The following is an 18273-nucleotide window of genomic DNA, read 5'->3' as shown; positions in this document are numbered from 1 at the left end:
GACAGGCCGCCATCGCGAGCAAGCTCGCTCCCACATTGAAACCGTAACAACCTTCAAATCTTCATACGAAAAGCCCGGCGCTCATCACTGAGCGCCGGGCTTTTTTATTGCAGCGTCAATCAGGCATCCAGCTCGGCCCAACGCTCGACCATGATGTCGAGTTCAGCCTGCAACTGCTCCAACTGAGCGATCACCGCAGCGGACTCGGCAGCAGGACACTGGTAGAAACCCGCATCCGCCATCTGTGCTTCAACAGCGGCAATCTGCTGCTCCATGGCTTCGATCTGCCCCGGCAACGCTTCCAGCTCGCGCTGCAACTTGTAGCTGAGCTTTTTCTTCGCCACTGGCGCTTCGACCGCTGCCGCTACCGGGGCAGGCTCGGCCTTCACCACCGCGGAGTTCAGGTCGGCCTTGCCGGACTTGCTCTCGGTCACGCCCAGCAGGCGCGGCGAGCCGCCCTGGCGCAGCCAGTCCTGATAGCCACCGACGTACTCGCGAACCTTGCCTTCACCTTCGAAGACCAGGGTGCTGGTAACCACGTTGTCGAGGAATGCCCGGTCGTGGCTGACCATCAGTACGGTGCCGTTGAAGGTCAGCAAGACCTCTTCGAGCAATTCGAGGGTTTCAACGTCGAGGTCGTTGGTCGGTTCGTCGAGTACCAGCAGGTTCGCCGGCTTGCTGAACAGCTTGGCCAGCAACAGACGGGCACGCTCACCACCGGACAGCGCCTTGACCGGCGTGCGGGCACGCTGCGGGCTGAACAGGAAGTCGCCGAGGTAGCTCAGCACGTGGCGGCTCTGGCCGTCGATATCGATGAAGTCGCGACCTTCGGCCACGTTGTCGATCACGGTTTTTTCCAGGTCCAGTTGATGGCGCAGCTGGTCGAAGTAGGCGACGTCGATCCTGGTGCCCTCTTCCACTTTGCCACTGGTCGGTTGCAGGCCGCTGAGCATCAGCTTCAGCAACGTGGTCTTGCCGGTACCGTTGGCGCCGAGCAGGCCGATACGGTCACCGCGCTGCAGCACCATGGAGAAGTCCTTGATCAGGAACGGCCCGCCTGGGTGAGCGAAGCTCACATTCTCGAGCACCATGACCTGCTTGCCGGACTTGTCGGCGGTATCCAGCTGAATGTTGGCCTTGCCGGTACGCTCACGACGCTCGCTGCGCTCGACACGCAAGGCTTTCAGTGCACGGACACGACCTTCGTTACGGGTACGACGGGCCTTGATGCCCTGGCGAATCCACACTTCTTCCTGGGCCAGGCGCTTGTCGAACAGCGCGTTGGCAGTGGCTTCGGCAGCGAGTTCAGCTTCCTTGTGCACGAGGAAACTGGCGTAGTCGCCGTTCCAGTCGATCAGGCCACCGCGATCCAGTTCCAGGATGCGGGTTGCCAGGTTCTGCAGGAAAGAACGGTCGTGCGTGATGAACAGCACGGCGCCCTGGAAATCCTTCAGCGCTTCTTCAAGCCAGGCGATGGCACCGATGTCCAGGTGGTTGGTCGGTTCGTCGAGTAGCAGCAGGTCCGGCTCGGACACCAGGGCCTGGGCCAGCAGGACGCGACGCCGCCAGCCGCCGGACAACTCGGCGAGGGTCTTGTCGGCCGGCAGTTGCAGGCGGCTCAAGGTACTGTCGACGAGGGTCTGCAAGCGCCAGCCATCACGGGCTTCGAGGTCGTGCTGGACGTGCATCAGTTTGTCCAGATCGGCGTCGGTGACGATGTTCTGGCTCAGGTGGTGATATTCGGCGAGCAAGGCGCCAACGCCGTCCAGGCCTTCGGCCACCACGTCGAACACTGTCCGCTCGTCGGCCACCGGCAATTCTTGCGGCAATTCGCCGATCTTGAGCCCGGGTGCGCGCCAAACGGAGCCGTCATCGGGCTTCTGGTCGCCCTTGACGAGCTTCATCATGCTGGACTTGCCAGTGCCGTTGCGGCCGATGATGCACACCCGCTCACCACGGGCGATCTGCCAGGACACCTTGTCCAACAACGGCATAGCGCCGAAAGCAAGGGACACATCGCTGAATTTGAGCAGGGTCATGAGCTTCTCCAAAAACCGGGCGCGCATTCTACCTGACTTGAGGCTTCAGAAGGCCGGCAATTTCACTCTCGTAGCACTCTGCATGACAAATGTTGCGAACTGATGCGGGAAGACCCGCAAAGCTTTCACCGGCTGCTGGCAAAAGGCTAAGCTACAGACAATTCAGCGCGGGCCTGGCCCGTACTTGTCATGATTTTCTCTGCCCGGACGTCTCATGCGCAGTCGCCTTTTCAATCTTTTATCTGCTTTTTTACTGTCCGCCGCTGCCGTCCAATCCGTCCAGGCGGTGGACCTGTCCACCCAACGCCAGTATTACGATGAAGCCAAGCGCGCCTTGGCCAAGGGCGATAGCGGCCCGTATTTCCGTTACAGCCAGGCCCTCGCCGATTATCCGCTGGAACCCTACCTGGCGTACGACGAGCTGACCGCGCGCCTGAAAACCGCAAGCAACGCCGAAATCGAGAAATTCCTCGCCGAACACGGCGACCTGCCCCAGGCCAACTGGATGAAACTGCGCTGGTTGCGCTGGCTGGCAGACCGGGGCGATTGGGCGACCTTCGTCAAGTATTACGACCCGAAAATGAACTTCACCGAACTGGACTGCCTGAATGCGCAGTACCAGATCAGCCACAACCTCAAAGCCGAAGGTTACGCCAACACCGAGAAACTCTGGCTGACCGGTAAATCCCAGCCCGAAGCCTGTGATGCCCTGTTCGGCATGTGGGCCGCCGATGGCCAGCTGACCGAGCAAAAACGCTGGGAACGCGCGAAACTCGCCGCCCAGGCGCGCAACTATCCGCTGGCCAACAGCCTGGTCAACGGCATGACCACCCTCGCCCCTCGCGGTCGCTTGCTGGTGGACGTGGCGCAGAAACCGGAACTGCTCAACCAGCCGTCACGCTTCACCCCGGCCGATGAAGCCATGTCCGACGTGGTCAGCCTCGGCCTGCGCCGCCTGGCTCGCCAGGACCCGGACAAGGCCATGGACCTGCTCGACGGTTACGCCAGCAGCATGCACTTCTCCCGGGATGAAAAAGTGGCGATCGCCCGGGAAATCGGGCTGACCCTCGCCAAACGTTTCGACGGCCGAGCCCTGGACGTCATGACCAAATACGATCCGGAGCTACGCGACAACACGGTTTCCGAATGGCGCCTGCGCCTGCTCCTGCGCCTGGCGCGCTGGGACGATGCCTATCAGTTGACCCGCCGCCTGCCCCAGGACCTGGCCACCACCAACCGCTGGCGTTACTGGCAGGCCCGCAGCCTGGAACTGGCGCAACCGCAGAATCCTGAAGCGCAGACGCTCTATAAAAGCCTGGCCCGCGAACGCGACTTCTATGGTTTCCTCGCCGCCGATCGCTCACAGTCGCCCTACTCGCTGCTCAACAAACCGCTGGTGCTCAGCCAGGCCACCATCAACAAGGTGCGCAACACTCCCGGCGTGCGTCGCGCCCTGGAATTCCACGCTCGCGGGCAAATTGTCGACGGTCGCCGCGAGTGGTACCACGTCAGCCGCCACTTCAGCCGCGACGAGATGGTCGCCCAGGCCAAACTGGCCTACGACCTGAAATGGTATTTCCCGGCGATCCGCACCATCAGTCAGGCCCAGTATTGGGATGACCTGGATATCCGTTTCCCGATGGCCCACCGCAATACGCTGGTGCGTGAAGCGAAGAACCGCGGCCTGCATCCGAGCTGGGCGTTCGCCATCACCCGCCAGGAAAGTGCGTTCATGGACGACGCCCGCTCCGGGGTCGGCGCCTCGGGCCTGATGCAACTGATGCCCGCCACCGCCAAGGAAACCGCGCGCAAGTTCAGCATTCCCTACAGCTCGCCACAGCAACTGCTGGATCCGGACAAGAACATCCAGCTCGGCGCCGCTTACCTGAGCCAGGTGCACAGCCAGTTCAACGGCAACCGCGTCCTCGCCTCCGCCGCCTACAACGCCGGCCCCGGCCGCGTACGCCAATGGCTGCGCGGTGCCGATCACCTGAGTTTCGACGTGTGGGTGGAAAGCATTCCGTTCGACGAAACCCGCCAGTACGTGCAAAACGTGCTGTCGTATTCGGTGATCTATGGCGACAAGCTCAACTCACCGCAGCCGATCGTGGATTGGCATGAGCGGTATTTTGATGATCAATAAGAGGAGCAGCGGCAAGCTTTAAGCTACAAGCCGCAAGCTGTTCTGGTAAACCGCAATAAAAATGCCCGCATTGAAAGATGCGGGCATTTTTATTGCGCTTTTCTTAGCCGGTTATTTGGTCGGAAACGGCATTCTGCCCATCACTGAACTGCAACGCCGCCAACCGCGCATACAAGGCATTGCTGGCAATCAGTTCCTGATGCGTGCCCACCGCCACCAGTTTCCCCTGGTCCATCACCGCGATTCGGTCGGCGTTTTTCACCGTGGCCAGGCGATGGGCGATCACCAGGGTGGTTCGATTCTTCATCAGGCCCGGCAGTGCCTGCTGGATCAGGTGCTCGCTTTGGGCGTCGAGGGCGCTGGTGGCTTCGTCCAGGAGCAGGATCGGGGCGTCCACCAGCAACGCGCGGGCGATGGCCAGGCGCTGGCGCTGGCCGCCGGACAAGCCGAGGCCGCCGTCCCCCAGATGAGTCTGGTAACCGTTGGGCATGGCTTCGATAAAGTCATGGGCGTAAGCGATTTTTGCTGCTTCCTGCACCTCGGCCAAGGTCGCCTGCGGATTGCCGTAGCGAATGTTTTCTTCAATGCTGCCGAAAAACAGCGCCGGAGTCTGCGATACCAGAGCGAAACAGCGGCGCAGGTCCAGCGGATCGAGTTGAGTCAACGGCACGCCATCGAGCAGGATGCGCCCCTGCGCCGGGTCGTAAAAACGCAGCAGCAAGTCATACACCGTGGATTTGCCGGCCCCTGATGGCCCGACCAGCGCCAGCGTCTCACCGGCATTGATGGTCAGGCTCAACCCGTCGACGGCATAGCTTTCCGGCCGCGACGGGTAGGAAAAACGCACATTGTGCAGTTGCAGTTGGCCATCGACCCGCTCCGGCAGTTTCACCGCGCCCGCCACCGGGGGCAGGATGATGTTTTCCGAACGCAGCAATTCGGCAATCCGCTCGGCCGCGCCGGCTGCCCGCTGCAATTCACCAATCACTTCGCTCAAGGTGCCGAACGCGCTGCCGACGATCAGGCTGTAGAACACGAACGCCGCCAGCTCGCCAGCGGAGATTCGCCCGGCGATGACGTCCATGCCGCCAACCCAGAGCATCACCCCCACCGCACCCAGGACCAGCACGATCACCAGGGTAATCAACCACGCCCGCTGGAAGATGCGCTTGCGTGCGGTGTTGAACGCATCTTCCACCGTCACGGCAAACCGGCGCTCGTCCTGGGCCTGATGGTTGTAGGCCTGCACGGTCTTGATCTGCCCCAGGGTTTCCGACACATAGCTGCCGATGTCGGCAATCCGGTCCTGGCTCAGACGTGAGAGGTTACGCACCCGGCGCCCGAAGATCAGGATCGGCGCGATCACCAGGGGCAAGGCGACCACCACGATGCTGGTGAGCTTGGGGTTGGTGATGAACAACAGGACGATACCGCCGATCACCATCAACAGATTGCGCAGGAACAATGACAGCGAAGAGCCGATGACCGACTGCAGCAGCGTGGTGTCGGCGGTCAGGCGGGACTGGATTTCCGAGCTGCGATTGTCTTCGTAAAACCCCGGGTGCAGGTAAATCAGATGATTGAACACGTTGCGCCGGATGTCGGCGACACAGCGCTCGCCGATCCACGACACCAGGTAAAACCGTGCAAAGGTTCCGATCGCCAACCCCGCCACCAGCAGCATGAACAGACCGATGGACTGATTGAGCAGGTGCGGTGACTGGGTCATGAACCCCTTGTCCACCAGCAGACGGATGCCCTGCCCCATGGACAAGGTAATGCCGGCGGTGGCGATCAACGCCAGCAAGGCGCCAAAGGCCTGCCAGCGATACGGCGCGATGAAACGACTGGCCAGGCGAATGGCACGGCGGTGACGGGCAGAGAGCATCGTAATCATCCTGGACAAGGCAGTCATTAGGGTCAGCCTATACCGCTCAATGGGGTGGCTCGCTGCAAATCACAATGAGTCGGGTTGATTATGTCCACCAACACTAGAGGCTAGACATTATTGGTCTAAAGTTCGGGTAGCCAGGCGAAGGCATTTCTGCTGGACTGGTTCTGTCCCCCCGGAAAGATCGCAGGGAGTTGTCATAGCCCGGTCACCTGGTGGTTCTACAGTAAGCTAACAACCTGATGAGGAGACAGGCCATGTCCTTGCAACACAGCAGCGATGACAAGATTCAAGTGATCCGCACGCAACCAGACCAGTCTCTGGGTTGCTCGATTATTGACGAGCAGGGCCGCGAAGTACCGATCACTGAAGAAATGATCCAGAAAGCTTGCAGCGAACTGGAAAAGCGATTGGTCAAACCTGCCGAACAAAAGTGATATAGCCACCGTCTTCTTGACCCGGCCCTTTGTTGGCCGGGTTTTTTATGCCTGCTTATCCAATCCGGGGCCGCCACGGCCTATCAGATTGCCGTCGCCCCCAACGCCGCCACAATTTTCTGCAACTCAGGCGCATCTCCCTCGATTCGCACCTGCAACCCGTCGATCTCACGGCGCGACGGGTATTGCTTGCGCAGCACATCGAATGCCGCACGCTGTTCGCTGACATTGCCGACAAGGCTGCGACGGAAATCCGCATCGTCACGACGCGGGTCATACACGCCACGGCACAGCATGGCCAACGCCCAGGCCGGGTCGCTTTGCGCATTGAGGGTCACGTGCGACAGCCACGGTGCCGGCAGCAAATCGCCCAGGCTGACGCGGGCCGGTTGCCCGAGGAAATCGCAATAGGCCTGATAGATCTGCGCGGTCCCCCGCTGCTTGCCGTCGAGGCTGTAGCCGGCAATGTGTGGCGTTGCCAGCACGCAGAGTTCGGCCAGCGCCACGTCGACTTCTGGCTCGCCTTCCCAGACATCGAGCACTGCTTGCAGGTCTTCGCGCTCCAGCAGCACATCGCGCAGCGCCGCGTTGTTGACCACCGGCCCGCGACTGGCATTGATCAGCCAGGTGCCGGACCTGAGCTGGTTCAGGCGTTTTTCATCGAACAAATGCCAGGTCGATTGCGGACCCTGTTTAGTCAATGGCGTGTGCAGGCTGATGACGTCGCACTCGTCGATGATCTGCTCGAGGCTGACGTAATCCCCACCTTCTGCAGCTTGCCGAGGTGGATCGCACACCAGCACCTTCCAGCCCAGGCCTTGCAGGACCTTGACCAGCCGTCCACCCACTTCGCCGGCACCAACCACGCCGTAGGTACGCCGGGTCAGGTCGACACCTTCGATTTCGGCCAGGGTCAGCAGACTGCCGAGCACATAGTCGACCACGCCGCGGGCATTGCAGCCTGGTGCGCTGGACCAGGTGATACCGGTCTGCTGAAAGTAATTCAGGTCCAGATGATCGGTGCCAATGGTGCACGTACCGACAAAGCGCACCTTGCTGCCCTCTAGCAGCGCGCGATTGACGTTGGTCACCGAGCGCACCAACAGCACATCGGCCTGCTCGACCGTGGCACGGTCGATGGCGCGACCCGGTACCCGGCGGATTTCTCCGAAGCCTCCGAAGAAGGCATCGAGCAGGGGGATATTTTCGTCGGCAACAATCAGCATGGCAGGCTCCTTTGGCGGATCGGCAGTTTAGGCGTAGATACCTCATCGCGCCTAGCACGCCGCTCGCAGATGATTACAAATCCACAACACGGGTCTTTTCCTGACTGGCGCGTCAACGCGTAGAATGCGCGCCTGTGCATCAATACCTTTTGGACGTTTCGCCATTGAATCCTGTAATTGAGAATACCGCCGCCATTGCTCCGGCGCGGACGACACCTGTTCGCCTGGAGCTCAAAGGCCTGCTCAGCCTGGCCCTGCCCATCATGATCGCGCAATTGGCCACCACGGCCATGGGCTTCGTCGATGCGGTGATGGCCGGCCGCGTCAGCCCACGGGACCTGGCCTCGGTGGCCCTGGGCAACTCGATCTGGATTCCGGTCTACCTGTTGATGTCCGGCGTCCTGCTGGCAACCACACCCAAGGTCGCGCAACGCTTTGGCGCCGGGCAGCTTGACGAAATCGGCCCGCTGGTACGCCAGGCGCTGTGGCTGGCACTGTGCGTCGGGTTGATCGGCAGTGGCCTGCTGCTCGGCGCCGAGCCGATCCTGCACTGGATGAAAGTCGACCCACAATTGATCGAGCCGAGCATGGGTTACCTGCACGGGATCGCCTTCGGCTTGCCGGGCATGGCGTTCTATTACGTGCTGCGCTGCTACAGCGATGGCATGGGGCGGACCCGTCCGAGCATGGTCATCGGCTTGTGCGGGCTACTGCTGAACATTCCGCTGAACTACACGTTGATCTATGGCCATTTCGGCGCACCGGCCCTGGGCGGCGTCGGTTGTGGCTGGGCCAGCGGCATCGTGATGTGGTTCATGGCGTTGAGCATGGCCGGCTGGACCTTCTGGGCCCCCTTCTATGCCCGCACCCGTGTGCTGGTGCGCTTCGATCGGCCAAAATGGGCCGTGATCAAGCGCCTGGTCAGCATCGGCCTGCCGATCGGTATCGCCGTGTTTGCCGAGTCCAGCATCTTCGCGGTCATTGCCCTGTTGATCGGCAGTCTCGGCTCTACCGTGGTGGCCGGGCACCAGATCGCCCTGAATATCAGCTCGTTGCTGTTCATGATTCCTTACTCGCTGGGCATGGCGGTGACCGTGCGCGTCGGCCAGGCACTGGGGGCCGGCAATCCCTGGCAGGCGCGCTTCGCGGCGAAGGTCGGGCTCGGCGCGGCACTGGTGTTCGCGGCGTTCTCGGCGGCCCTGATCCTGCTCCTGCGCGAACCTATCGCCTCGATCTACACGCCTGACAAGGCCGTGATCCAGATTGCGTCGATGTTGATTGTGTATGCCGCGCTGTATCAGTTTTCCGATGCCATCCAGGTGATCTGCGCGGGCGCGCTGCGTGGATACCAGGACACCCGGGTGACGATGATCCTGACCCTGTTCGCCTATTGGGGTATCGGCTTGCCGGTCGGTTACGTGCTGGGACTGACCGATTGGTTCGGTCCGGCCAGCGGCCCGAGCGGGCTATGGGAAGGGTTGATTGCCGGCTTGAGCTGCGCGGCGCTGATGCTGTCGATCCGCCTGACGCTCAGTGCGCGCAGGCGAATTCGTAACAGCCGCTCGGCGGGTTGACTGCACAAACAAAAAGACCTGCTTTTGCAGGTCTTTTTTTTGGCTACCGTTAAACGGACTTCTTGCGAATCCAGTAGAGGTAGGTGCCCTCATCTTCGTGCTGCGCCACCAGTTCATGGTCGAGAAACACGCAGAACTTGGGAATGTCGCGACGGGTCGACGGATCAGTGGCGATCACCTTGAGCAGGCCGCCGGGCACCAGGTCACGGATGTGCTGGTGCAGCATCATCACCGGCTCGGGGCAGTTGAGGCCGGTGGCGTCGAGGGTGCCGTCTACCGGCGTATCAAGCATGTCACTCATGATTCACTCCTGAAACTGGCCGGCATTGTCGCGCATTGCCGGGTTTGTGGCGAGGGAGCTTGCTCCCTCGCCACAAAAGCCATGGATGGATATCAGCGGGATTTCGGCTTCTTCACATCCAGTCGACGCAAATGGCAGGTCACTTCCTCGCGGTCGTGGTACAGCTGCTTGCAGCCGATCTCAACCTTGATGCCCCGGGCCTTGAAGCCATCGGCAATGCGCTCGAGCAAGCGCTTCACTTCGGCATAGCGCTGTTTCATCGGCAGCTTGAGGTTGACCACCGCTTCGCGGCAATGCCCCTCGCCAATCCACTCTTCCAGCATCGCGGCGTTGCGCGCCGGCTTCTCGACGATGTCGCAGACCATCCAGTCCACCGGTTGCTTGGGCTTGAAGGTAAAACCGTCAGCCATCAAGTGCTGCACCAGACCGGTGTCCATCAGGCTTTCGGCCATCGGGCCGTTGTCGATGGCGGTCACCAGCATGCCGCGATTGACCAGTTGCCAGGTCCAGCCACCGGGGGCGGCCCCGAGGTCGACGCCGGTCATGTCGCCGTGCAGGCGCTCGTCCCACTGGTCGCGCGGGATGAAGTGGTGCCAGGCCTCTTCCAGCTTGAGGGTCGAGCGGCTCGGCGCCTCGCGGGGGAATTTCAATCGCGGAATGCCCATCGGCCACATCGCCGAGTTGTTCGACTCCGCCAGGCCCATGAACACTTCGCGGCCGCTCTTGAACGTCAGCAGCAGGCGCGGCTTGTGAGCGTCTTCCACCAGCTTGCCGGCGGCCATCAGCGCCTTGCGCAGGTGAACTTCGAATTTCTTGCAGAAGTTCGACAGTTCCTTGCCGTCGTTGGTGTCGACCATTTCCAGCCACAGGCTGCCGCACAGCGGAAAGTCCGCCATATGCGCCAGGATCACGCTGATGCGGTCGGTTTCCGGCAGATCGATGAATATCCCCCGAGCCCACTGGCGCGGGAAGATCAGCTCGGCGAAACGCTGCCCGCGCATCAGGCGCTCGGCACCGTCTTCTTCGGTGCAGACAAACTCGGCGCAGGCAGTTGCAGCTTTGGCCTTGGCATAACCGGCCACGTTCAAGCGCGCGGCGAGGTCGGAAATCTCGGAACAGACTTCGCCTTCGAAGCCCGGCCGGCAATGCATAAAGAGGGTGTTCATTCTTACTCCTGGGCAATGGCGAGGAATTTCGGCCACTGCACGATGCCCAGGCTTGCGTTGAAGCAAAGCCTGTCACGAAAACCGGCGCATGATAGCCGACTTCGGAACCCAGGGTCTGTTAACGCTTGCTGTCGACCGCGACGCAGCCCCATTTTCCGCTGGGCAAGGCGCGAGGAACGCAGTTTGGTTGTTCCAAATAAGTTCCGAGCAACGCCGCCCAGCGGAAAATGGGGCGCGTCCCTTCGGGTTGCGCGCCAAAGTGTGCGAGGCCGCGTTGCGGGATTTGCCAAGGGAACAACCATTGGCGGCATCCCGCGCCTTGCCTCGCACACTTTGGCATCGCAACGCGGTTCGACAGCAAGCGTTAACAGACCCTGGACTTGCCCATAGAGTCCAGTTATTAGCCTTAAGCACCAAAGAGGGCTAGGTTTAGTCCTCTATCCGTTCCCTCTGTCCGTAGCCGTGCGGACTCAAAGGAGTGATCGCAATGCCGTCCCTCGATAGCCTGAATACGCTCAAGACCCTGCAAGTCGGCAACAAGACCTACCACTACTTCAGCCTGCCCGATGCCGCCAAAAGCCTGGGTGATCTGGACAAGTTGCCGATGTCGTTGAAAGTCCTGCTGGAAAACCTGCTGCGCTGGGAGGACGAAAAAACCGTCACCGGCGCCGACCTCAAGGCACTGGCCGCGTGGCTCAAGGAGCGTCGCTCCGACCGCGAAATCCAGTACCGCCCGGCGCGGGTGCTGATGCAGGACTTCACCGGCGTACCGGCGGTTGTCGACCTGGCCGCCATGCGCGCGGCGATGGCCAAGGCCGGCGGCAATCCGCAGCGGATCAACCCGCTGTCGCCGGTGGACCTGGTGATCGACCACTCGGTGATGGTCGACAAGTTTGCCAGCAGCAGCGCCTTCGAGCAGAACGTCGACATTGAAATGCAGCGCAATGGCGAGCGCTATGCGTTCCTGCGCTGGGGCCAGAGTGCCTTCGACAATTTCAGCGTGGTGCCGCCGGGCACCGGGATCTGCCACCAGGTGAATCTTGAATACCTCGGCCGCACGGTCTGGACCAAGGACGAGGACGGCCGTACTTATGCTTTCCCCGACACTTTGGTGGGCACCGATTCCCACACCACCATGATCAACGGCCTCGGCGTGCTCGGCTGGGGTGTAGGCGGTATCGAGGCGGAAGCGGCAATGCTCGGGCAACCGGTGTCGATGCTGATTCCCGAAGTCATCGGTTTCAAACTCACCGGCAAACTCAAGGAAGGCATCACCGCCACCGACCTGGTGCTGACCGTGACCCAGATGCTGCGCAAGAAAGGCGTGGTGGGCAAATTCGTCGAATTCTACGGCGACGGCCTTGCCGACCTGCCCCTGGCCGACCGTGCGACCATCGCCAACATGGCCCCGGAATACGGCGCCACCTGCGGTTTTTTCCCGGTGGACGACATCACGCTGGACTACCTGCGCCTGTCCGGACGGCCCCTGGAAACGGTGCAACTGGTCGAGGCCTACAGCAAGGCCCAGGGCCTGTGGCGCCTGCCCGGCCAGGAACCGCTGTTCACCGACAGCCTGGCGCTGGACATGGACAGCGTCGAAGCCAGCCTCGCCGGGCCAAAACGCCCACAGGACCGGGTGTCGCTGCCCAATGTCGCGCAAGCGTTCAGCGACTTCGCCGACCTGCAATTCAAGCCCACCAACAAGGAAGAAGGCCGCCTGGAAAGTGAAGGCGGTGGCGGTGTTGCCGTCGGTAATGCCGATATGGCCGGCGAAGTGGATTACGACTACGAAGGCCAGACCTATCGCCTGAAAAACGGCGCCGTGGTCATCGCCGCGATCACCTCCTGCACCAACACCTCCAACCCCAGCGTAATGATGGCGGCCGGACTGGTGGCGAAGAAGGCCGTGGAAAAAGGCCTGAAACGCAAACCCTGGGTGAAGAGCTCGCTGGCCCCCGGCTCGAAAGTGGTCACCGACTACTACAAGGCGGCCGGGCTGACCCATTACCTTGACGAATTGGGCTTTGCCCTGGTCGGCTATGGCTGCACCACCTGCATCGGCAACTCGGGACCGCTGTCGGAGCCCATCGAGAAAGCCATCCAGCAAGCCGACCTCACCGTGGCCTCCGTGCTCTCAGGCAATCGCAACTTCGAAGGCCGGGTGCATCCACTGGTTAAAACCAACTGGCTGGCCTCCCCGCCGCTGGTAGTGGCCTACGCGCTGGCCGGCACGGTGCGCACCGACCTCAGCCGCGAGCCGCTAGGCGATGACAAGGACGGCAAGCCGGTTTACCTGCGGGACATCTGGCCAAGCAGCAAGGAAATTGCCGACGCCGTGAATCAGGTCAACACCGCCATGTTCCACAAGGAATACGCCGAAGTGTTTGCCGGAGACGCGCAATGGCAGGCGATCAAGGTTCCGCAGGCGGCGACCTATGTCTGGCAGGACGATTCGACTTACATCCAGCACCCGCCGTTCTTCGACGACATCGGCGGCCCGCCGCCCGTGGTCAAGGACATCACCGGTGCGCGGATCCTCGCACTGCTCGGCGACTCGGTGACCACCGACCACATCTCCCCGGCCGGCAACATCAAGGCCGACAGCCCGGCAGGGCAATACCTGCGCGACAAAGGCGTGGAACCGCGGGACTTCAACTCCTACGGTTCGCGGCGTGGCAACCATGAAGTGATGATGCGCGGCACCTTCGCCAACATTCGCATACGCAACGAAATGCTCGGCGGCGAAGAAGGCGGCAACACCCGCTACATTCCCACTGGCGAGAAAATGCCGATCTACGACGCCGCCATGCGTTATCAGGCTTCAGGTACCCCGCTGGTGGTGATCGCCGGCCAGGAATACGGCACCGGCTCGAGTCGCGACTGGGCCGCCAAGGGCACCAACCTGCTGGGGGTGAAAGCGGTCGTCGCCGAAAGCTTCGAACGGATTCACCGCTCCAACCTGGTCGGCATGGGCGTACTGCCGTTGCAGTTCAAGCTGGATCAGAACCGCAAGAGCCTGAAGCTCAACGGCAGTGAAACCCTGGACATACTCGGCTTGACCGGCGTCGAGCTGACGCCACGGATGAACCTGACGCTGGTCATCACCCGCGAAGACGGCAGTAGCGAGAAGATCGAGGTGTTGTGCCGCATCGATACGCTCAATGAGGTGGAGTACTTCAAGTCCGGAGGGATTTTGCATTACGTGTTGCGGCAGTTGATCGCGTCCTGACCGACCGCTGACAAAGACACCGCCTTCGGGCGGTGTTTTTGTTTGGGCCACGCTTATAATCGCAGCCCTCAGGATACCCCCATCTGTGGCGAGGGAGCTTGCTCCCGCTCGACTGCGAAGCAGTCGCCAGCCCTGCAGATGCATTTCATCTGGCACAACGGGTTGATTGTTATTGGGGCCGCTTCGCAACCCAGCGGGAGCAAGCTCCCTCGCCACAAAAGCTGTTCATCTCTAAGGACTTCAAATGATTGCCCTGCCATGGACGTTTCTGGCCCTGCTTTCCTTCGGCTACGGCCTGGCGCTGACCTACGGCCATCTCGGCTGGCTCTCGGCAATTTCGGTGTTCTTGTTGCTGGTCGCCGGCGCAGCGGTTCGCCAACGCGAGATCCCATTTGTCCGCTACCTCGGCCACGGACTGTTCATCGTCCTGGCCCTGGCCTTGGCGACGCATTGGCTACCCGGTTTCTATAACGGTCGCGGTATCAATCCCCAACGCTTTACCGACGATGCCGTGTCATTCGCCATGCACCTGAATCTGGACAAACCGCTGATCGGCTTCTGGCTGTTACTGGTTTGTCCGTGGATTGTCGGCCGACGTTCGCTTCGGTTGTCCCTGTATGCCACCGCACTGGCACTGACCTTGAGCGCCGTGCTGGCATTGGGCGGCGCGCTGTTGCTGGGCGTAATCGCCTGGGCGCCGAAATGGCCGGATCAAGCCTGGCTGTGGTTGCTGAACAATCTGCTTCTGGTGACGCTGGTCGAGGAAGCGCTGTTCCGTGGCTACATCCAGGGCGGACTGAGCCGGTACCTCAAAGACCGGCCCTACGGTGAACACCTCGCCCTGCTGCTGGCGTCATTGGTCTTCGGCCTGGCCCATATCGGCGCAGGATGGCAGTGGGTGTTGCTGGCGACGCTGGCCGGGGTCGGCTATGGCCTGGCCTACCGGTTCGGCGGGCTGGGCGCCGCCATTGCCAGCCACTTTGGCTTGAACCTGCTGCATTTCGGCCTGTTCACCTATCCGATGCTCACCAGCTGACGCAAGGGTCATTTTGCGACGCATCGCTGATTATCGAAAAATAATCTCAACAATCCGCCGGCCTTGCCGATACAGCACTTGAAAGCCTTGCGGATTAAAAAAGCCATGCGTAACAACCAGCCAATTACACAACGCGAGCGGACCTTCCCGGCTCAGCAACGGTTGATTTCCACCACCGATGCCAAGGGCATGATCACCTACTGTAACGACGCTTTCGTCGAGATCAGCGGGTTTTCCCGAGAGGAACTGATCCGTGCACCGCACAACCTGGTCCGTCACCCCGACGTCCCGGCCGCGGTGTTCGCACACATGTGGGACACGCTGAAACAAGGCTTGCCATGGATGGGCATCGTCAAGAATCGCTGCAAGACCGGTGATCATTACTGGGTGAACGCCTATGTGACACCGATCTTCGAAGGCAATCAGGTGATCGGTTACGAGTCGGTGCGGGTCAAGCCCAGCGCCGAACAGATCCGCCGTGCCGAAGCGCTCTACCAACGCATCAACCAGGGCAAGTCGGCCATTCCCTCCTCGGATAAATGGTTGCCGATCCTGCAGGACTGGCTGCCGTTCATCCTGGTCAGCCAATTAAGCTTCATGATCGGTGCATCGCTGAACTCCCATTGGGGGTTTGCCCTGGCTGCCGGTCTTTCGGTGCCGCTGGGCCTGATGGGCCTTCAGTGGCAACAGCGTGGCCTCAAGCGTTTGCTGCGCCTGGCCGAGCAGACCACCTCCGATCCGTTGATCGCACAGATGTACACCGACAGTCGCGGCGCCCAGGCGCGTTTGGAAATGTCCATCCTGAGTCAGGAAGCACGCCTGAAAACCTGCCTGACGCGCCTGCAGGACACGGCCGAACACCTGACCGATCAAGCCAGGCAGTCCGACGCCCTGGCGCACAACAGCTCCAGCGGTCTGGAACGTCAACGGGTCGAGACCGAACAGGTGGCCACTGCGGTCAACCAGATGGCAGCTACCACCCAGGAAGTCGCCAGCCACGTGCAACGCACCGCCGACGCCACCCAGGAAGCCAATCGCCTGACCGGTCGCGGTCGTGATATCGCCGGGGAAACCCGCGAAGCCATCCAGCGCCTGTCGGTGGTAGTCGGTGAAACCGGCGTGACCGTGACCCAACTGGCCAAGGACAGCAACGAAATCGGCGGCGTAGTCGACGTGATCAAAGGCATCGCCGACCAGACCAACCTGCTGGCCCTGAACGCCGCCATCGAAGCGGCCCGTGCCGGCGAGATGGGTCGTGGTTTTGCGGTGGTGGCCGACGAAGTCCGTCAGCTGGCGCAACGTACCAGCGAGTCCACCGGGCAGATTCATGCGCTGATCGCCAAGCTCCAGCAAACCGCCAGCACCGCCGTGCAGACCATGGAAGCCGGGCATCGTCAGGCGGAAGAAGGCGTGGCGCGGGTACTGGAAGCGGACCAGGCACTGGTGGGGATCAGTGAAGCGGTGGCCAACATCACCGACATGACCACCCAGATTGCCGCCGCGACTGAAGAGCAAAGTGCCGTGGCCGAAGAAATCAGCCGCAACATCAGCAACATTTCGGAGCTGGCGGACCAGACCTCGGAACAGGCGCAGAACTCGGCGTTGCTGAGTGAAGAGCTGACCAAAACCGCGAATACCCAGTATTCGTTAGTGGAGCGGTTTAACCGCTAGCCGATTGCGCGCCGTCTACTTCCCTATAATCCCCGACCAATGATCGGGGATTTTTTATTGCATAAAGCTTCACCTTAAAAAACGACATCTCATAACTCACATAAAAACCAAAAAATCCACTATCAACCTTGATAGTTAAATTGCTCCGATAAAAATCTTACGCTATTCATCCCGACATCGACAGAACGTCACGTGTCAACATCTATGAGGTCTTTAACCAAGATGGATAGCAAACTGGAACGCCTATTAGCGGCAACGAAACAAAAACTTTATCCGGTACCCCCCGGCACGTTCAGGTGGCGTTTCAACACAGAACCCGCCTGGATCGAAGCGACCACCGCATCCCTTCAACGCATCCGCTTTAATGGGAGGGATTTCTGGGCGTGGAACGCTTCGACAGGCTCCAATAATACAGGGGACATTTTCCTCTATGACTTCACCCTTGACTACATTGACGAAAACATCATTGACAAGACATTCAACTTGGGAGAACAGGGTCTTACCTTTACGCACTGTTATATGACCAGCGATGGTCATTTCAAATGCATAGACGCACTATCAGCTAAAGTTTCCATCAAACTCGATCCGAAAGACGGCATCAGCACGGGCGACTTTGAAGCGACATTCAGTCCCGAATTTGAATCCCCCAATGGCGTATTCAACTTAACAAGACAAACATCCTGAAGTTAGTACATCGCAAGTCCCCCAAGCGGCGTAGTTCCCCCCACAATGGATCAGGCATATCCAATCCATTGTGGGCTTACTCACGATGAGGCGATGATTGCTGCCGAAAACTTCATTGAAGGAATGAAGCCACCTTCTGTGCCGCAGCCACCAAATGCTGCTCATGACTAAACCCCGAAGCCTTCAACGGCTTCAAATCATGATCCCCCGCCACCAGCCAGAACACCTCGATACCCGGCGATAGCGCATACCCCTCGACCGCCTCCCGGTTGCCCAATGCATCGCGTTCACCCTGCACGATCAAGGTTCGTGTCTTCAACCCCGCCAAATGCTCAACCCGTGGCTTCTCCGGTTTACCCACCGCATAGAACGGATACCCCAGGCACACCAGGGCATCCGCGCCCAATTCATCCGCCAACAAACTGGCCATGCGACCGCCCATGGACTTGCCGCCGATGGCCAACGGCCCAGTGACATGGCGTCGCACCTGGGGATACACATCACGCCAGCATTCCAGCAGTTTCGGCGCCGGGTTCGGCGGGCGTTTGCCGCTATCGAGGCGCCGCTGCGCCATGTAGGGAAACTCGAAGCGCAACACGTTGACGCCTTGCGCGGCGAGGCGTGCAGCCATGTCGCTCATCCAGTCGCTGTCCATCGGTGCGCCAGCGCCATGGGCGAGGATCAACGTCGCAGTAGCCTTGCCAGCGGCGGCATTCCACAACCATCCATGATCCCGCACGCACTGCGCCCATTGATCCCCGTCAATACCGGCCTTGTGCCCTTTGTCCATGCTTGCCTCGCTTTTAGTCTGCCTATAACTCCGGCCGAAGGGTGCACTGCCTTGCGCTGCGCGCTCACTTCGGCTGAACCGTGGAT

13 protein-coding genes are annotated in these 18273 nt (G+C 60.8%); 7 read left to right on the top strand and 6 right to left on the bottom strand.

The genetic code is table 11. The annotated features are described in order from the left end of the window. Window positions 1–119 precede the first annotated feature (119 nt). Window positions 120–2039: an ATP-binding cassette domain-containing protein gene (locus tag VC35_RS15890; RefSeq protein WP_046041380.1), complete on the bottom strand. Its 1920-nt coding sequence runs from the start codon at window positions 2037–2039 to the stop codon at window positions 120–122. A 214-nt stretch (window positions 2040–2253) separates the two neighbouring features. Between VC35_RS15890 and VC35_RS15885 the strand changes: the two genes are divergently transcribed. Further along, on the top strand, window positions 2254–4182 hold the full coding sequence (locus VC35_RS15885; RefSeq protein WP_046041379.1) for a transglycosylase SLT domain-containing protein: 1929 nt from the start codon (window positions 2254–2256) through the stop codon (window positions 4180–4182). 103 nt (window positions 4183–4285) lie between these two features. On the opposite strand, the gene VC35_RS15880 is transcribed toward VC35_RS15885, so the two are convergent. Continuing rightward, window positions 4286–6079: an ABC transporter transmembrane domain-containing protein gene (locus VC35_RS15880; protein ID WP_185754797.1), complete on the bottom strand. Its 1794-nt coding sequence runs from the start codon at window positions 6077–6079 to the stop codon at window positions 4286–4288. A 251-nt stretch (window positions 6080–6330) separates the two neighbouring features. On the opposite strand from VC35_RS15880, the gene VC35_RS15875 reads away from it, so the two are divergent. Then, window positions 6331–6510 carry a PA1571 family protein gene (locus tag VC35_RS15875; RefSeq protein ID WP_046041374.1) on the top strand — a complete coding sequence of 60 codons (180 nt, stop codon included), beginning with the start codon at window positions 6331–6333 and terminating at the stop codon, window positions 6508–6510. 83 nt (window positions 6511–6593) lie between these two features. Here VC35_RS15875 and pdxB read toward each other — a convergent pair whose 3' ends face one another. Further along, window positions 6594–7736 (bottom strand): 4-phosphoerythronate dehydrogenase PdxB, encoded by a 1143-nt coding sequence (pdxB, locus tag VC35_RS15870; RefSeq protein WP_046041372.1) that lies wholly within the window; start codon window positions 7734–7736, stop codon window positions 6594–6596. A gap of 164 nt (window positions 7737–7900) precedes the next feature. Between pdxB and VC35_RS15865 the strand changes: the two genes are divergently transcribed. After that, the gene (locus VC35_RS15865) at window positions 7901–9310 is read left to right on the top strand and encodes an MATE family efflux transporter (RefSeq protein WP_046041428.1); all 1410 of its coding nucleotides are present in this window, start codon (window positions 7901–7903) and stop codon (window positions 9308–9310) included. A gap of 49 nt (window positions 9311–9359) precedes the next feature. Here VC35_RS15865 and tusA read toward each other — a convergent pair whose 3' ends face one another. Continuing rightward, window positions 9360–9611 (bottom strand): sulfurtransferase TusA, encoded by a 252-nt coding sequence (tusA, locus tag VC35_RS15860; protein WP_046041369.1) that lies wholly within the window; start codon window positions 9609–9611, stop codon window positions 9360–9362. A 92-nt stretch (window positions 9612–9703) separates the two neighbouring features. Next, window positions 9704–10777 carry a 23S rRNA (cytidine(2498)-2'-O)-methyltransferase RlmM gene (gene rlmM / locus VC35_RS15855; RefSeq protein WP_046041367.1) on the bottom strand — a complete coding sequence of 358 codons (1074 nt, stop codon included), beginning with the start codon at window positions 10775–10777 and terminating at the stop codon, window positions 9704–9706. A 487-nt stretch (window positions 10778–11264) separates the two neighbouring features. On the opposite strand from rlmM, the gene acnA reads away from it, so the two are divergent. The 4 genes from acnA (at window position 11265) to VC35_RS15835 (ending at window position 17397) form a co-directional block, all read left to right on the top strand. Continuing rightward, window positions 11265–14006, top strand: coding sequence for an aconitate hydratase AcnA (gene acnA, locus VC35_RS15850; RefSeq protein WP_046041364.1), 2742 nt, complete (start codon window positions 11265–11267; stop codon window positions 14004–14006). Window positions 14007–14250: 244 nt separating this feature from the next. Beyond that, on the top strand, window positions 14251–15042 hold the full coding sequence (locus tag VC35_RS15845; RefSeq protein ID WP_046041363.1) for a CPBP family intramembrane glutamic endopeptidase: 792 nt from the start codon (window positions 14251–14253) through the stop codon (window positions 15040–15042). A gap of 105 nt (window positions 15043–15147) precedes the next feature. Next, window positions 15148–16713: a methyl-accepting chemotaxis protein gene (locus VC35_RS15840; protein WP_046041362.1), complete on the top strand. Its 1566-nt coding sequence runs from the start codon at window positions 15148–15150 to the stop codon at window positions 16711–16713. A 222-nt stretch (window positions 16714–16935) separates the two neighbouring features. Continuing rightward, on the top strand, window positions 16936–17397 hold the full coding sequence (locus VC35_RS15835) for a hypothetical protein (protein ID WP_046041361.1): 462 nt from the start codon (window positions 16936–16938) through the stop codon (window positions 17395–17397). 112 nt (window positions 17398–17509) lie between these two features. On the opposite strand, the gene VC35_RS15830 is transcribed toward VC35_RS15835, so the two are convergent. Next, entirely contained in the window at window positions 17510–18187 is a 678-nt protein-coding gene (locus tag VC35_RS15830; RefSeq protein ID WP_046041359.1) for an alpha/beta family hydrolase, read from the bottom strand. Between the last annotated feature and the right edge of the window lie 86 nt (window positions 18188–18273).

Source organism: Pseudomonas fluorescens, from assembly GCF_000967965.1.
Taxonomy (GTDB): Bacteria; Pseudomonadota; Gammaproteobacteria; order Pseudomonadales; family Pseudomonadaceae; genus Aquipseudomonas; species Aquipseudomonas grandcourensis.
The sequence above is the reverse complement of the archived record's forward strand: the minus strand, read 5'-3'. Positions and strand labels throughout refer to the sequence as shown.

Coding starts and splice junctions, on each gene's coding strand:
- VC35_RS15890 (WP_046041380.1), bottom strand. CDS start 2,039: ATGACCCTGCTCAAATTCAGCGATGTGTCCCTTGCTTTCGGCGCTATG.
- VC35_RS15885 (WP_046041379.1), top strand. CDS start 2,254: ATGCGCAGTCGCCTTTTCAATCTTTTATCTGCTTTTTTACTGTCCGCC.
- VC35_RS15880 (WP_185754797.1), bottom strand. CDS start 6,079: ATGATTACGATGCTCTCTGCCCGTCACCGCCGTGCCATTCGCCTGGCC.
- VC35_RS15875 (WP_046041374.1), top strand. CDS start 6,331: ATGTCCTTGCAACACAGCAGCGATGACAAGATTCAAGTGATCCGCACG.
- pdxB (WP_046041372.1), bottom strand. CDS start 7,736: ATGCTGATTGTTGCCGACGAAAATATCCCCCTGCTCGATGCCTTCTTC.
- tusA (WP_046041369.1), bottom strand. CDS start 9,611: ATGAGTGACATGCTTGATACGCCGGTAGACGGCACCCTCGACGCCACC.
- rlmM (WP_046041367.1), bottom strand. CDS start 10,777: ATGAACACCCTCTTTATGCATTGCCGGCCGGGCTTCGAAGGCGAAGTC.
- acnA (WP_046041364.1), top strand. CDS start 11,265: ATGCCGTCCCTCGATAGCCTGAATACGCTCAAGACCCTGCAAGTCGGC.
- VC35_RS15845 (WP_046041363.1), top strand. CDS start 14,251: ATGATTGCCCTGCCATGGACGTTTCTGGCCCTGCTTTCCTTCGGCTAC.
- VC35_RS15840 (WP_046041362.1), top strand. CDS start 15,148: ATGCGTAACAACCAGCCAATTACACAACGCGAGCGGACCTTCCCGGCT.
- VC35_RS15835 (WP_046041361.1), top strand. CDS start 16,936: ATGGATAGCAAACTGGAACGCCTATTAGCGGCAACGAAACAAAAACTT.
- VC35_RS15830 (WP_046041359.1), bottom strand. CDS start 18,187: ATGGACAAAGGGCACAAGGCCGGTATTGACGGGGATCAATGGGCGCAG.